The following is a 14625-nucleotide window of genomic DNA, read 5'->3' as shown; positions in this document are numbered from 1 at the left end:
CCTTGCTTTTCGCTAACAGTTCCTACTGCCATGCAGGGCGCACACCAACGTGAAAATCCCAGTCTGCTATAATAGACTGGGATTTTCTATATAAACATTTTGGAGGTGGAACACACAATTCGTTACATAAAAAAATAATGAACCAACACCGCTGTAACAGTTACAACTAATGTACCGTAATTAAACCAAAAATTATTCGATTGCTCTTCTTGTTTAGGCTTCGAAACACTTAAGTTCGTATAAATAGGCATCTACCATCAACCCTTCAAGAAAGCGTTTTCAATTATGTTGAGTTCATTGTATCATAAACAGAATTTTCTGCCAAGTTAAGCAACAAATAAATATGGTGCATTCCACACCATATTTATAATCCTAAAAGAGATAATCCTATATACACTAGTACCGTGATAATGACAACGAGCCAAGCTGGTTTTTTCCAATGATATAGCAATGTAAACGAGCCAATAGCAATAGCAATGTCTTTGTTCGTATGAATTGCACTTGTCCATATCGGATCATACAATGCAGCGATTAAGATGCCAACTACTGCAGCATTTACTCCTAACAACGCAGCTCTTACATTCCGATTTTTGCGAAGGGTATTCCAAAAAGGCAGTACCCCAATGATTAAAAAGAATGATGGTAAGAACATGGCAATCGAAGCAACGACAGCTCCTGGAACTCCTGCCATAATCGTTCCTAAATAACTCGAAAACGTAAACATCGGACCTGGTACAGCTTGTGTTGCGCCATATCCCGCTAAAAATAATTCCTCGGAAATAAGATTAGGTACAACTTCTGCTTCTAATAGTGGCAATACAACGTGTCCACCACCGAAAACAATCGAACCAACCCGATAAAACGTATCAAAAATCGTTACGTAGATGGAAGAAAAAGAAGCAGCAATGAACGGCGTACCTATTAGAAATAGTACAAATAAACTTAAGGAAATGATTCCAGTACGCTTTGTATACTGTAAACCGACATCCGCCCCTTCTGGCAATTCCCATTTCCGAAATAGCCATACTCCAACTAGGCCAGCAAGTACAATAAGGGAGATTTGGGCCAGTGCTGTTTGATAGAACAATAAAATCATTGCCGCCACTACAGCAATTGATTTGCGAGTTAAATCCGGTGTCAACTTTTTCCCCATATTCATGATCGCATGTGCTACCACAGCAACAGCGACTACTTTTAAGGCGGAAATCCATACCGCATCCTCCACCCCAACTTCATGAACGAATAATGCAAACAATACTAGTGCAATAATGGAAGGCATCGTAAACCCAAACCAGGCGATGATTCCTCCTATTATTCCACCTCTTACCATACCAATCGATATGCCAACCTGACTACTTGCAGGGCCAGGCAAGAATTGACACAATGCGATTAAATCGGCATAACTTTTATCATCTAGCCATTTTCTTCTATTTACATACTCTTCTTGAAAATAAGCTAAATGAGCGATAGGTCCTCCGAAAGACGTTAATCCTAAACGAAAAGAGACCAATAATAGCTCTATGTATTTCTTAATCATCTAACTCCCCTTTCTTATGAACACCATTATTTTAAACAGAAAAATCACCTGTTTACAATATGTTCGTATAATTTTACAAAAATTTAATATGATCAATTAACAAACCAAAAAACAATTAAACTTAAAATCAAGTAGCAAGGAAAATTAAGTAATGCTCCGGCCCTTTCTGTATTTGACCATTCATAAGCTTTATGTTTATCCATACCTAAGAGAATTCGAGTTTCCTTTTTGTACTTGGTTTTTTCGACTGTTTTCATATATATTGGCTAACTATTCGCTTTAGACAAAACCTCACGATAGCCGCCTTACCTTTCACTAACAGCTTTTACTGCAGGGAGCATCCCACAAGAAATCCTTTCAACACTGTGTTGAAAGGATTTCCAAACCTTAACTAGTTATCACAACATATTTATCTTCCGGTACCTCTAATATAAATGGGCTACTTTTTCCATCTGTTAATATAACCAACTCATGCATCGCTCGCGTACAAGCGGTATAAAAAAGTGCCCGATCTGCTTCACCCGCATACATTGTTTTGGAAGCATCGGGAATAACAACTGCATCAAATTCAATCCCTTTGGCTAAATAAACCGGTAACAACAAAATTCCTTTTTGATAGGATCGAGTTTCCTCATTTATTTTGGTAATCGACATCGAATTCCTTAGCAGACCAAGCAAATTATCACATTCTTGCCGAGTCTTACATATAAGCGCGATTGTTTCATGACCATTATCCTGCAGCGCCTCTATTTTCGAAAGTAATGGAACAACGACATTTCCTTGATGGATGACCAACTCAGGTTTCTGACCATGTCGGTTAAATGGCTCGATTAATTCTCCCTCTGGGGCAAAATATGTTGTGAAATCCACGATTTGTTTGGTTGACCGATAACTCTTCGTTAAAGCAATTCGTTTGTATCTTCCATCTTCACTATTCGGTATAAGCGGACTTCCCTTAATGTCATGAGTATAGATTGCCTGATTAATATCCCCTAGCAAAGTCATTCTCGTATAAGGAAACTGTTGCTTTATATAAGCAAATTGAAATGGAGAATAATCCTGGGCTTCATCAATAAACAAATGGCGTACCAACCGATCAGTAGTATCTCCTAATATACACACTTTAAAATATAAATATGCAGTCGCCTCTTCCCATGCCAAGTACCCTCGGGAAAGATCTTTAATAGTCCATTCTCTTATGTCTTCCCAATATTCCGGTGCATTCTTTAGCGGCCAATCAGTAAACAACTGCTTATACGTTTCTAGAATATGAACGAATTGAAATTGCTTTATCCTTTTTTTTAAGATAGAAAAAGCTCTTTGTACTACTTTTTTACGCAGAAAATCTTCCTCTGTCTCATCAACATATAATTCGTTCTGATCCTGGGCTTGCATATGGTAATGCGCATGTAAATAGTGCTCTTTATCTAATAACGCAATTTGCTCCATAACCCAATCCTTATTTTTTTCTTTCTGCTGTTGTTTTCGCATTTCACGTAACAGCCATTTTGCAACAAGTTCCAATTTATTCGGAATGGAAACCGTCGGATCCAAAGAATAAAAGTAGTCGCGAATTTGTTCTTTAGTAACAATCACCCGTTTACGGAATGAAATATTTTTAAATTGCAGTCCACCGCTAGTCAAACTTGACATGTATTCATCCAAATGCTGTTTAAAGTTTAAACTTGATTTATAGTCAATACATGCTCTTTTTGCATGATAATACGTACCACACATACCTGTTAATTTATCTTCCATATGTTGAAATGGTGACTCAACGGTTAGGTTACTTTCAATTTTGTCCACAAGGTATTCGTAAAATGTTGTTTGCTGTATATTCTCTTCCCCCAGTTCAGGTAGAACATTAGCAACATAACTATTAAATAAAGGGTTTGGTGAAAATAACACAACATTATTCTTATTTAATGTCTTGCGATATCGATACATTAAGTAAGCTATACGTTGCAATGCTGCAGATGTTTTACCGCTTCCTGCCACACCTTGGACAACTAGATAACGGTGCCGTTCATCCCTTATAATTTTATTTTGCTCTTTTTGGATTGTAGCAACGATACTTTTCATCGTTGTACTAGCATTATTTCCAAGCGCTAGCTGTAAAAATTCATCGCCTATGGTAACTCCCGTATCAAACATACTTTTAATACCGCCGTTACGGATGATAAATTGCCGTTTTAACGTCATCTCACCTGTTATGGTGCCATCTATTGTTTGGTATTGAGCCTTGCCAGAGGAGTAATCATAATAAAGACTAGAAATCGGTGCGCGCCAATCATATACAAGAAAATCCTCATCGTTATGGTCCATTAAAGAAGCAATACCGATATAGATTGGTCCACTAGTTGATTCGCCATCCTCCCGAAAATCAATACGACCAAAATAGGGATTGCTTTTCATTTTTTTTAAAGTCTTTAATTCTTCACCAACTTTTCCGTGGAAACGTTCTTGTTCAGATAGCAATTCTGCTTGCTGCTTAATACTTGCTTGTGTTTCGATGACATCATCAGGTTCGTCCAGGTTTACGGTCACGTCTTCCCAGAAGTTTTGCCGTAAATTGACAACACTTTCCTTTAAACTAGATGATTTTGCATATAATTCTTTCTGTCGCAGATGGATTTCCTCAATCACATGATTCACACGACGTTGTTCTTTTTCTTGAATTTCATTTTTTTCACCCACCAAACATACCCCATTTATCATAATAATATTTTTACTAGCGTCGCATTAAGATGGTTAATCGCCATGAAACTGAGTTGAATTTGCTGTAATCTTACTTTCTTATAAAAAATCCTTTATAATGATTGTTGGTAGTAAACCAATCCAAACCCATGGATACGTTTACTGGTGGCACAAATTCATGACAAAACAGATTTTTAATCAAGACGGAAAACAACAACGCCATTAAAAATTATCGATTTTAGTACCTTTCCTTTAAACTTGAACAATTACAAATGGGCAAAGTGAACAAGCTCATCAAGTCTATAACGAAGTTTATTTAGTTTACTTCTTGCTGTTTTATGATTATCTGATATTAAAAGGCTTGTAGGAACAACTCTAGCAAGTCTTTCAAGTCTCTCATCTGGTGACAGTGACGTGTCTGGCAACAGTTCATAGAGTCTGTCACTTATAGATTTTAATTCAGTACAAATCTCTTCAAAACTTTCATTAAATTTTGGTGAATATTCTTCATCTGTAAAATATGTAGACATGTTAGCCCTCCTTGTTTCTAATTTTATCAGCATCAGAAATTGTTTTTACCCAAATGACACTTGAACGTAGTGCTGGTAAAATTGCTAACACACCTCCAATACCAGCTATAATAACAGCTGTTCTAGGATTAATAACTGAAGCTATCATTGCCCCTAGGGCGGAACCAATGGGCACACCTCCTCGACCAAATACCCGTGAGACAGAGTTAACTCTCCCTAGTAGATCATTGGGGGTAATAGCCTGCCTTAAACTCCCTAAATTAACATTATATAAAGGAACACCTATACTCATAATGAATTGACCTACTATTAAGTATGCAATCGGGCTGCTGGCATTTGCTATACCAACAATAAGAAACCCTAATGCTATTAACCCTAATGAGTATATAATTATATTACCTACTCCGAATTTTTCTGTAAGCCTTTTACTAATTGCTGCTCCTATAAGGAATCCTATATTTCCAATTCCTGTTACAATTCCAATCTGATATGCTGATAATTCAAGTGTTCTTGTCATATATAAAATAGAGATACCTTGATATAGACCTATAAATAATACACTTATAGAATAACTTACAAGTATAGGTCTAAGAATTTCATGTTTAAAAGTGAATATAATTCCTTCTTTTATACTGGAAAATAAGGCACCTTTTTGTTGCTGCTTTTTTTACTTTTAGCAGGTAAAAAAAGTGTAAAGATAAACGAAATAAAAAAACTAAATGCATCAACAATAATCGCAATAGGCGCTGTGAGTATTTGGATTATTGTTCCACCTATAGTAGGTCCCATTACTTGAGAAGCGCCATGAGTTAATTGTAGATTTGCGTTTCCCTTGATTAATTGATTCGGTGATAATATTTCAGGTAAATAAGAAGCACCTGAAAGTTGAAAAAACAATGAACAACATCCAGTTAAAAAGGTGATTAATAATAAAATCCATATATTAAGGACGTCTAGTACGTATAAAAGAGGGATTAATGCTAGTAAAATAGCACTGCTACTTTGACATAACAACATAATTTTTTTTCTATTATACTTATCAGCTATAGCCCCAGCATGAAAACCTAACAATAGATTAGGAAGAAAGGATATTGTGGTTATCAATCCTACTAAAAAGTTACTAGCATCTAAAACATTAATAGCAATTAAGGGCAAAGCAATTATGGTTACCTGGCGTCCAAATCCCCCAACTGTTTGCCCTGCCCAGAGTAAATAAAAACTTCTTCCTAAATCAAAAAATTTTGGTTTCTTTTGATTTTTTTCTATACGAATCCCCCCTATTACTGGTCAATATTGTAAAATGATTTCTCTACTTGTTTTATATCCTAGTCGCTGAGTTAATTTTTCTAACTTTTCCTCAATACTCATTAAACCTACTTCCTTATGTTGGTATTTGAATTTAAAAATTAACTAAATATTACTAAATAAATAAAATAAATTCAAGCTCAAATTTATTTTATTTTCTGTTAATTGTGAAAATTATTAAAAATGTTTGTTTTATGATTTACTCCGGAAAGACTTTTAACCTGAACCGCCGCTCTACTCCATTCTTGTTTTTGCCCATCCCCTCAAAAGGCATATTTCATAGCAGTTTATATATCACAGTGGCATGATTCTTATTTTTTGACTATTATTAATCAACTTTAAATGTGACATTAGTCTTTATATTTATGGAGTATATTCGGTATAATAAATGACGACATGAAATAATTGAAATTTTCGTTACGATTCTGTCTAGCGTGTTAAAAGGAGTTAAAACATGCAAACCATTTCACAGCTTTATAAACATTACTTCGGGAACCGCAACAAGAAGATTCAATTTGTGCTGTATTTAGCCGGTATTATTGTATCTAGCTTAGGACTAGCTTTACTATTTAAATCTGGGGTTGGCGTTGCCCCTGGTGATACGGTTGCTTTTGGACTAGCAGAACGTTTTGACATTCGAGTCGGCTATTTTCTTATTGCTGGTTTTGTTGCCCTCGTCATGGTCAACGCCAAAATTGAGAAAAAACGACCTCGATTCGAGTCTATCTTACCGATTTTACTAAGAGGATTTTCACTAAACATATGGTTGTACGATATTTTAGGGGATTCCCAATTTGAAATTTGGTGGGTGCAGTGGAGTGTTTTCGTCCTTGCAGTAGTATTGTTTGGGCTAGGAACAGGGGTTTATTTACGATCACCGTTACCACATATTCCAGTCGACCATTTTATGATGGTTGTGAACGAAAGAACGAATCAATCTAAACGCTTTATCCGCATTATATTCGAATTTTCCCTTGCCTTCCTCGGCTTTTTACTAGGTGGTTGGGGCGTTGTTGGGTTTGGAACATTAATTACCGCTCTATTCTTAGGACCTATTATTCAATATAGCTTTGAGAAAACAGCATTCATCGAGCGACTTAGTCACCCTAAAACTAAATCAAAAAGTGTATTACAGTGAGCGCTCACCTAAGCGCTCACTTTTTTATAATTATCTAAAGAAAGATTGCACCATCTCATACGTTACATCTTCCAAATGTTTGTATGTATATTGAGGATTGCGGTCTTTATCTACTAACACAGAGCGTGCTCCTTCATAGAAATCCTCATTTTGCACGAAATTCTTCGCGAGCACTACGTCATTTTGAAATGATGTCGCAAATGATTTGTCTGCACAATCAACGATATGGTGAAGCGTTACTTTTAAAGAAATGGGTGATTTAGATAACAGAGTTTCTTTCGTTTCCTTAGCAAACGCACTCTCCTCCGCTTGTAACGATTCAACGATTTCTTCCACTGTTTCATCAGCGAAATGTCGATCTACATCTTCTTGAATGGTCGCGAGTTTACTCTCATTTGGAGCTTCCTCTTCGTAGTGGTGTATCCATTCAGCTAGGGAATTGTCCTGTTGATGCCAATTGACTTGTTCTATACGATTAATGAATGCTTGCAATTTCTCTACTGGCATATATACGTTCGCCGCATGAATGTATAATACGTCAGAAGCTGTAATAACAGATGCCGTTAAAGCAAGATAACGCCCGATATACCCTGGTGCTTGATTGAGAAAATAACCAGCACCTACATCAGGAAAAAAGCCAATGTTCATTTCAGGCATCGCCCATTTCGTTCTATCTGTGACAATTTTGTAATTCGCGCCAAAACTTAAGCCAACGCCACCACCCATAACAATCCCATCTAAACAAGCCACAATCGGTTTCGAATAATGATATACGTACTGATCCAATTCATACTCTGCTGAAAAAAATGTGCTTGCTTTCTCTAGTAAAGTTGGATCATTTCGAGATTCATAGATTGCTTTAATATCCCCACCAGCACAAAAACCCTTTTCCCCAGCCCCTTGCATCACTACAATTTGAACTTGATCATCGTTTTCCCATGCACGTAGCGCTTGGTGAATCGTAGTTACCATCTCATACGTTAAAGAGTTTAACGCTTTTGGCCGATTTAATACAATAGATCCAATCCCATTTTCTTTTATTGTACACAATACCTGTTCTATCATTGCAACCCCTCCTATGTGTTGTCATTGATCATTACAACAATTATGGCAAATAATAATTCGTTAGACAAATGATAGTTAGACGATATGTTGTATATGATGCACGAACAGAACTTCCTCTACTCTGCCACAAACTCAAATTATTGCTCTTTTTAGAAAAGTTTGATATATTGAAATGGACAATTGAATAATCTGTAAAAACAGGTGTAGACATAAATTTGCTTGTCTGCTTAAAAGGGAAGTCGGTTTAAATCCGACACTGTCCCGCAACTGTATTTGGGAGCAATCAATAAAACCACTGTTTTCCAGCGTAGGAAAATGGGAAGGAATTGATTTGCGTTGACCATAAGTCAGGAGACCTGCCTGTTTTAGCAAGCATCATTACCTACGAGGATAGGGGGTGTTAAGTGCGAGAGAATGGCATGTGGTAAAGTATGTGTTTTTTAAACCGTTTCTCAACTTAACAACTTTTTAGGAAGTTGTTTTTTTATTGCCTTTTCTACTAAATAATTGAGCCAGGAGAGTTCACTAGTGATGGAAACAGTCGATTATTATATTAATATTTTTCAAGCATTTGTTATGAATCAACCGTTGTTACCTAGTACGCTAGAAGATGAGTATAAAAAATTAATTACAAACGTTTACGAACAAAATAATTCGGATGCAAGGAAAGAGCAGCATGTCGAAAACATCAAGCATGCTTACAATTTTATTCTATTAGAGTTAACAGGAAAAGAAGCATCTCTACCTTCATTCAATGATTCGAACTAATACACTTCCATTTGTAAGCGCAATCTTGCTCCGCTATTCCTTATAAGGAGGGGCTTTATGGAAGAACAAATAACGTATAAACCTGGATTAAATGGTGTGATAGCGGCAGAAACTTGCTTGTCCTACTTAGATGTGGATGCTGAAGAAATCGTCATTAAAGGATACGATTTGATTGAACTCGCCCAAAGTGTCCTGTATATCGATCTCATTCACTTATTCTTACAAGGTTCTCTCCCTACTGAACAAGAACAAGTATCATTAGAAAAAGAATTAGTGCAAGCTTATCATTTACCTTCTGACATTCTAGCTATTCTAAAGCAATTGCCACATACCACTCATCCAATGGACGCATTACGAACATCCATATCGACACTAGCAAGTTATGACGAGCAACTAGACATCCACAATGAAGTAGAAACACGTCAGAAAACCATTCACCTACTAGCGAAAATACCTAATATTGTCGCGAACAGCTACCACATATTACACAACAAACAACCTATTTTACCAAGAGAAGACTTAGCTTATAGCACCAACTTCTTATATATGATTACCGGGCATGTACCGAATGAACGAGAAGCGGCAATTTTTGATCAATCGTTAATGGTTTATAGCGAACATGAAATGCCGAATTCAACTTTTACCGCTCGAGTTATTGCTTCTACAAATGCAGATATATACGGTGCTCTTACTGGTGCCGTTGCATCATTAAAAGGTAACTTACATGGTGGCGCAAATGAAGCAGTCATGTATATGTTACTCGAAGGAAAAACAGTCGATGGCTATCGTAACCTTTTGTACAACAAGCTACAACAAAAAGAAAAAGTAATGGGGTTTGGACATCGAGTGTACATGAAGAAGATGGATCCACGTGCAGCTTTAATGAAAGAAGCACTTCGTGAATTAGCCACTGAAAAAGGTGAAGCAGAGATATTCGAGATGTGTGAAGCTGGAGAGCAGATCATGAAGGAAGAAAAAGGGTTATACCCTAATCTTGATTACTATGCTGCTCCGGTTTATTACTTACTCGGTATCCCTATCCCGTTATATACACCAATCTTCTTCGCTGCGCGGACGTTAGGATTAAGCGCCCATGTAGCTGAACAACAACAAAACAATAAACTATTTCGACCACGAGTACGTTACACAGGTCCTCGAGGGCTTCATCCGTAAACGCTGTATAACTACCGGTGACAAATAGAATTCACCGGTAGTTGTACATATTAAATGGAAAGGTGGAAATACGTAATGACACATACAAAAGTAAAGACAGTTCACTCAACAGATCAAGTGTTAGAACAAATTGCCGACTATGCTATAAATGGTCAAATTAAGAGCGAGGAAGCATGGCAAACTGCACGCTACGTCTTAATGGATACTATCGGTTGTGGTGTCCTCGCCTTAAAGTATCCAGAATGCACAAAACATCTTGGCCCGATTGTACCAGGCACAGTCGTTCCAAATGGTGTACACGTTCCTGGTACCTCTTACAAATTAGATCCAGTGCATGCTGCTTTTAATATTGGCTGTATGATCCGCTGGCTCGACTACAATGACACTTGGCTTGCAGCTGAATGGGGCCATCCATCTGATAATCTTGGTGGCGTTTTGGCAGTTGCTGATTATATAAGCCAAAAGCGCCTGTCAGAAGGCAAAGCGCCAATTCGAATGGAAACCGTATTAGAATACACCGTTAAAGCTCATGAAATCCAAGGCATTCTAGCATTAGAAAATAGTCTAAATCGCCAAGGACTCGATCACGTACTATTCGTTAAAGTAGCAACAACAGCTGTCGTTACTGCTATGTTAGGCGGGAATAAGCAGGATGTCGTCAATGCGGTTTCACAGGCATGGCTCGATAACTCTAGCCTTCGCACGTATCGTCACGCTCCTAATACTGGTTCCCGCAAATCTTGGGCAGCAGGGGATGCGACGAGCCGTGGTGTGCGACTTGCCATGATGACCATGTTTGGTGAAATGGGTTACAAAACGGCTCTCTCCGCCCCAGGATGGGGATTTCAAGACGTATTAATGAACGGACAAGAACTTACATTAGCCCAAGATTTAGATAGCTATGTAATGGAAAATATACTATTCAAAATTAAATACCCAGCAGAATTCCACGCTCAAACAGCCGTAGAAGCAGCCATTCAATTACATCATGAAGTAAAAGATAGACTGGAAGAAATCCATAAAGTAACGATTACAACTCATGAATCTGCTATTCGCATTATTGATAAAACGGGACCACTTCATAATCCTGCTGACCGCGATCATTGCTTACAATACATTACAGCGATTGGCCTTATTTACGGTGAACTAACAGCCGATCATTATGAAGATGCTACCGCTCGTCACCCACAAATCGACCGCCTTCGAGAGAAAATGGAAACAGTGGAAAATAAACAATACAGTGCCGACTATCTTGATGCGAATAAACGCTCCATCGCTAACGCTGTTCAAGTGCACTTCACAGATGGCACGAGCACTGAGCAAGTAAAGATTGAATACCCAATTGGTCACCGCCGTCGTCGCGAAGAAGGACTACCATTGCTTTTAAACAAATTCCAAAGCAACTTAAAAACTCGCTTCCCTCTTCGTCAAGTGAACCAAATTTTAAACCTATGTGAAGATCACGATGTATTGATGCGGAAACCAGTCAACGAATTTATGGACATGTTCACGATTTAATACAGGAGGCTTTACTAATGACATGGATTGTAGAGAATAGAAAGACACAAGTAGAACGAGCCAAAGAGCTGCACAACTTAATTAAGGAAGAAACAATTTTACAAATTCCAGGAACTCATGACGGAATGGCCGCCAGAATTGCCAAAGATGTTGGCTTTCAAGCAATTTATCTCTCTGGTGCTGCTTATACGGCTAGTCACGCACTTCCAGATTTAGGGATGATTTACTCAAATGAAATGGCGGCAAAAGCTCGTGAATTGATCCAAGCTTCCGATTTGCCTCTTATCGTCGATATTGATACAGGCTACGGTGGCGTGCTCAACGTCGCCCGTACCGCAAAAGAGATGGTCGAAGCAGGTGTTGCAGCTGTTCAAATCGAGGATCAACACCTGCCAAAGAAGTGCGGTCATTTAAATGGAAAGAAACTCATTAGCACAGAAGAAATGATGCAAAAAATCCAAACAATTAAAGCCGCCTCTCCTTCCCTACTCGTGGTTGCTCGCACCGATGCGAAAGCAACAGAAGGTATCGAACAAGCAATCACTCGTGCCAATCAATATTTACAAGCAGGTGCAGACGCTATTTTCCCAGAGGCCTTAACAAGTGAAGCAGACTTTAGACGTGCCTCAGAAGCCATTCAAGGTCCGCTTTTAGCCAATATGACAGAATTCGGAAAAACACCTTATTATACAGCTGAACAATTTGCATCATTCGGGATGAACATGGTCATCTATCCTGTCACCTCCTTACGAGTAGCAGCTAAAGCTTATGAACGTATTTTTACCACTATTTTAAAGCAAGGAACACAAAGCAATATGCTTGAAGATATGCAAACACGAGAGCAACTGTACGAAACAATACACTACTACGATTATGAAAAATTAGATAAGACTATTGCAAAAACGATTCTCCCTGAACTAGGGAAAGAGCGTAAATAAGACATTCTCTTTTATGAAAGAGAACGGGAAACGTATTATTTCAACGTCGTCACTTGGCTTTTTCCTTCTCTTTTTTACGCTAATATCCTTGTTAAAGGGGTACCTTCAAACAGAGATGAGTTTATAGATATAGTCGGTGTTAGTGTATTATCGGGGCTCATCATGTTTGGAGTTAGCTATTTATCCCTTCGAAAATCCTATCACAAAAACAAAGAGCTATTAGACGATTAACTGTCGTTGTATAGCTCTTTGTTTAGCATTGAAGCAGTTTCTTTTTCCTTCATTTGACTCTTGCTCCCTCCCGTTAAAATAATCATAAATGATGTGGATTTCGCTCCCATTTTTGCGACTCATCGGCTTTAAAATAAGAGATTATTCAAAAAAGCTCTCCCATTGGCGATATAGAGTTTGACGGAACAAGTGATTAAGTGGTTCTGTTTGTCCTTGATTTTTAGGTCCAAGTTCTTTCACATATGATTCCATCTCAACAACTTGATCTTGAATAAAACGCAACAGTCTTGGCTGTGCTGTCACTGCCTCTTCCCCATTTCTTTTTAGTTCGCATAACCGTTCCATATTCAATTGAACATTAACTGGTAAATGGACGTCGTTGAGTAATTCATTGATGAGAAGTGGCGGGAAATGACCATGTTGTCTTATCCACATGCACATTAATAATGGCCTGATCGTGTGGACGTATTGTTTTGGGGTTGCATGTTCGTATTTACTTATCGTATTTATATTTCGTTTAGTCATTTGAATATAATGATACAATGTTGAAACAGGTGCGAACATCGTTGGTATTAGATGATTAATCTCGTTACTAAACCGTTCATCCTTGTCATATATAATTGGAGAATGAAGCCATTCCATCATAGAAGGATTAGATTTCCGAAACAGTCGCAGCGCTTTCGTCAGCTCCCAGCCGCTTAATTCAATATTCTTATGTATACGGTTATCGATGACATCACGGTGGTTATCAATGGACAAATACCACTCCGGATGATGAATATATATAAATCGTACATCGTAATCACTTTTCAGAGACGCTAGTCCATATGCCCTGCTACCGACTTCACTAGCATAAATCACCTTTACTTTTTCGTTATGTTCTAATTTATGTAAGGATTTTAGTATCAAATTATTCATCTAACTAGCCCTCCTTTCCTAATATTGTATCATGTATGAACCAGTTTTAAATCCAATTATAGTAAAAAGGATGTTCACTCTACGGCGAACATCCTTGTCTCTTATGTTACACATTCATCACATGCTCTTCCTCTGTCACCCACATCTTTTTCGTGTAGGCCATTTCCCAGAACATGTATTCAAATTTACTCGTATAAAGAACAATATCCTCTAACTGTTGTCTTTCTTGGGACGATTTCCCTTCTGCTAGTTCATTGATTAATGCTTTACATTTCTCCGCCAATGCGGTGAATTCCGGCGAGGAATAAGTACGAATCCAATCACCATAAAATTCGTGATCAGCTGCTCCTTCGATTTCATTTAAATGGAGTCCGATGTAATTATAGCTCCATGCACATGCTAATACACATGCTACGACGTCCGCTTCTGATCCTTGATATGCCTTATTCAGCATGTAGCTGGTGTATGCTAACATTGTAGCAGAAGGTTTCGTATGCTCTAGCTCTTCTCGAGAAATGCCAAGCCGCTCCGCATATTGTCGGTGTAGCTCCATTTCTCCATTTAACGTAGCATGTAGCAGTTCAGAGAAAAGGCTCATCGTATCGAGCGTGCTCGCCTTTGCACTTCCTAACGCAAACACGCGGCAATACTCTATTAAATAAATATAATCTTGTTGCATGTAGAATTGAAATTTATCCACGTCTAGCGTTCCATCACCAATTCCTTTCACAAAAGGATGCTCCAAATAAGACTTCCAAATTGGTTTCACTTTCTCAAATAATTGTTCTGTAAACATGTCATCACCTC

General features: G+C 37.9%; 14 protein-coding genes, 1 pseudogene and 1 riboswitch. Of the genes and pseudogenes, 6 read left to right on the top strand and 9 right to left on the bottom strand.

Annotated features, from left to right (window positions below; all coding sequences use genetic code 11):
- Positions 1–122: 122 nt before the first annotated feature.
- From N784_RS17070 to helD, 3 genes are all read right to left on the bottom strand, one after another.
- Positions 123–251: a hypothetical protein gene (locus tag N784_RS17070; protein ID WP_269745325.1), complete on the bottom strand. Its 129-nt coding sequence runs from the start codon at positions 249–251 to the stop codon at positions 123–125.
- A gap of 113 nt (positions 252–364) precedes the next feature.
- A complete protein-coding gene (gene chrA, locus N784_RS06875; RefSeq protein WP_036833577.1) occupies positions 365–1537 on the bottom strand; it encodes a chromate efflux transporter in 1173 nt (390 codons plus the stop codon).
- A 387-nt stretch (positions 1538–1924) separates the two neighbouring features.
- Positions 1925–4234, bottom strand: coding sequence for an RNA polymerase recycling motor HelD (helD, locus tag N784_RS06870; protein WP_036833574.1), 2310 nt, complete (start codon positions 4232–4234; stop codon positions 1925–1927).
- A gap of 162 nt (positions 4235–4396) precedes the next feature.
- On the opposite strand from helD, the pseudogene N784_RS16805 reads away from it, so the two are divergent.
- Positions 4397–4516, top strand: a pseudogene (locus tag N784_RS16805) (IS4 family transposase); the annotation flags it as partial.
- Here N784_RS16805 and N784_RS06865 read toward each other — a convergent pair.
- Genes N784_RS06865 through N784_RS17060 form a run of 3 tightly spaced genes read right to left on the bottom strand, consistent with a single transcriptional unit; the run spans position 4501 to position 5925 of the window.
- A complete protein-coding gene (locus N784_RS06865) occupies positions 4501–4764 on the bottom strand; it encodes a hypothetical protein (RefSeq protein ID WP_036833613.1) in 264 nt (87 codons plus the stop codon). The pseudogene N784_RS16805 and the gene N784_RS06865 overlap by 16 nt on opposite strands.
- Position 4765: 1 nt before the next feature.
- Positions 4766–5347, bottom strand: coding sequence for an MFS transporter (locus N784_RS17065; protein WP_332307846.1), 582 nt, complete (start codon positions 5345–5347; stop codon positions 4766–4768).
- 44 nt (positions 5348–5391) lie between these two features.
- Positions 5392–5925, bottom strand: coding sequence for an MFS transporter (locus N784_RS17060; RefSeq protein WP_269745326.1), 534 nt, complete (start codon positions 5923–5925; stop codon positions 5392–5394).
- Between the two features lie 598 nt (positions 5926–6523).
- Between N784_RS17060 and N784_RS06850 the strand changes: the two genes are divergently transcribed.
- A complete protein-coding gene (locus N784_RS06850) occupies positions 6524–7207 on the top strand; it encodes a YczE/YyaS/YitT family protein (RefSeq protein WP_052127174.1) in 684 nt (227 codons plus the stop codon).
- Positions 7208–7237: 30 nt separating this feature from the next.
- On the opposite strand, the gene N784_RS06845 is transcribed toward N784_RS06850, so the two are convergent.
- A complete protein-coding gene (locus N784_RS06845; RefSeq protein ID WP_036833569.1) occupies positions 7238–8272 on the bottom strand; it encodes an enoyl-CoA hydratase/isomerase family protein in 1035 nt (344 codons plus the stop codon).
- A 182-nt stretch (positions 8273–8454) separates the two neighbouring features.
- A riboswitch (cobalamin riboswitch) is annotated at positions 8455–8650 on the top strand.
- A 150-nt stretch (positions 8651–8800) separates the two neighbouring features.
- Between N784_RS06845 and N784_RS06840 the strand changes: the two genes are divergently transcribed.
- The 4 genes from N784_RS06840 (at position 8801) to prpB (ending at position 12669) form a co-directional block, all read left to right on the top strand.
- A complete protein-coding gene (locus tag N784_RS06840; RefSeq protein ID WP_036833568.1) occupies positions 8801–9040 on the top strand; it encodes a hypothetical protein in 240 nt (79 codons plus the stop codon).
- A 57-nt stretch (positions 9041–9097) separates the two neighbouring features.
- On the top strand, positions 9098–10213 hold the full coding sequence (mmgD, locus tag N784_RS06835; RefSeq protein ID WP_036833566.1) for a citrate synthase: 1116 nt from the start codon (positions 9098–9100) through the stop codon (positions 10211–10213).
- A gap of 75 nt (positions 10214–10288) precedes the next feature.
- Positions 10289–11731, top strand: a complete 1443-nt coding sequence (locus N784_RS06830) for a bifunctional 2-methylcitrate dehydratase/aconitate hydratase (RefSeq protein WP_036833565.1) — start codon at positions 10289–10291, stop codon at positions 11729–11731.
- Positions 11732–11748: 17 nt separating this feature from the next.
- Positions 11749–12669, top strand: coding sequence for a methylisocitrate lyase (gene prpB, locus N784_RS06825; RefSeq protein WP_036833563.1), 921 nt, complete (start codon positions 11749–11751; stop codon positions 12667–12669).
- A 372-nt stretch (positions 12670–13041) separates the two neighbouring features.
- On the opposite strand, the gene N784_RS06820 is transcribed toward prpB, so the two are convergent.
- Together N784_RS06820 and tenA are read right to left on the bottom strand one after the other, a co-directional pair.
- Positions 13042–13818, bottom strand: coding sequence for a nucleotidyltransferase domain-containing protein (locus tag N784_RS06820; protein ID WP_036833561.1), 777 nt, complete (start codon positions 13816–13818; stop codon positions 13042–13044).
- A 106-nt stretch (positions 13819–13924) separates the two neighbouring features.
- Entirely contained in the window at positions 13925–14614 is a 690-nt protein-coding gene (gene tenA, locus N784_RS06815) for a thiaminase II (protein ID WP_036833559.1), read from the bottom strand.
- Positions 14615–14625: the final 11 nt, after the last annotated feature.

The sequence above is a fragment of the Pontibacillus litoralis JSM 072002 genome (genome assembly GCF_000775615.1).
GTDB lineage: Bacteria > Bacillota > Bacilli > Bacillales > BH030062 > Pontibacillus > Pontibacillus litoralis.
Note: the sequence above shows the minus strand (reverse complement) of the source record. Positions and strands in the feature narration are given on the sequence as shown.

Excerpts from the sequence above, each read along its gene's own strand:
- chrA (WP_036833577.1), bottom strand. The coding sequence starts at position 1,537 with ATGATTAAGAAATACATAGAGCTATTATTGGTCTCTTTTCGTTTAGGA.
- N784_RS06830 (WP_036833565.1), top strand. The coding sequence starts at position 10,289 with ATGACACATACAAAAGTAAAGACAGTTCACTCAACAGATCAAGTGTTA.
- N784_RS06845 (WP_036833569.1), bottom strand. The coding sequence starts at position 8,272 with ATGATAGAACAGGTATTGTGTACAATAAAAGAAAATGGGATTGGATCT.
- N784_RS06820 (WP_036833561.1), bottom strand. The coding sequence starts at position 13,818 with ATGAATAATTTGATACTAAAATCCTTACATAAATTAGAACATAACGAA.
- N784_RS17070 (WP_269745325.1), bottom strand. The coding sequence starts at position 251 with ATGCCTATTTATACGAACTTAAGTGTTTCGAAGCCTAAACAAGAAGAG.
- tenA (WP_036833559.1), bottom strand. The coding sequence starts at position 14,614 with ATGTTTACAGAACAATTATTTGAGAAAGTGAAACCAATTTGGAAGTCT.
- N784_RS06865 (WP_036833613.1), bottom strand. The coding sequence starts at position 4,764 with ATGTCTACATATTTTACAGATGAAGAATATTCACCAAAATTTAATGAA.
- N784_RS06850 (WP_052127174.1), top strand. The coding sequence starts at position 6,524 with ATGCAAACCATTTCACAGCTTTATAAACATTACTTCGGGAACCGCAAC.
- prpB (WP_036833563.1), top strand. The coding sequence starts at position 11,749 with ATGACATGGATTGTAGAGAATAGAAAGACACAAGTAGAACGAGCCAAA.
- mmgD (WP_036833566.1), top strand. The coding sequence starts at position 9,098 with ATGGAAGAACAAATAACGTATAAACCTGGATTAAATGGTGTGATAGCG.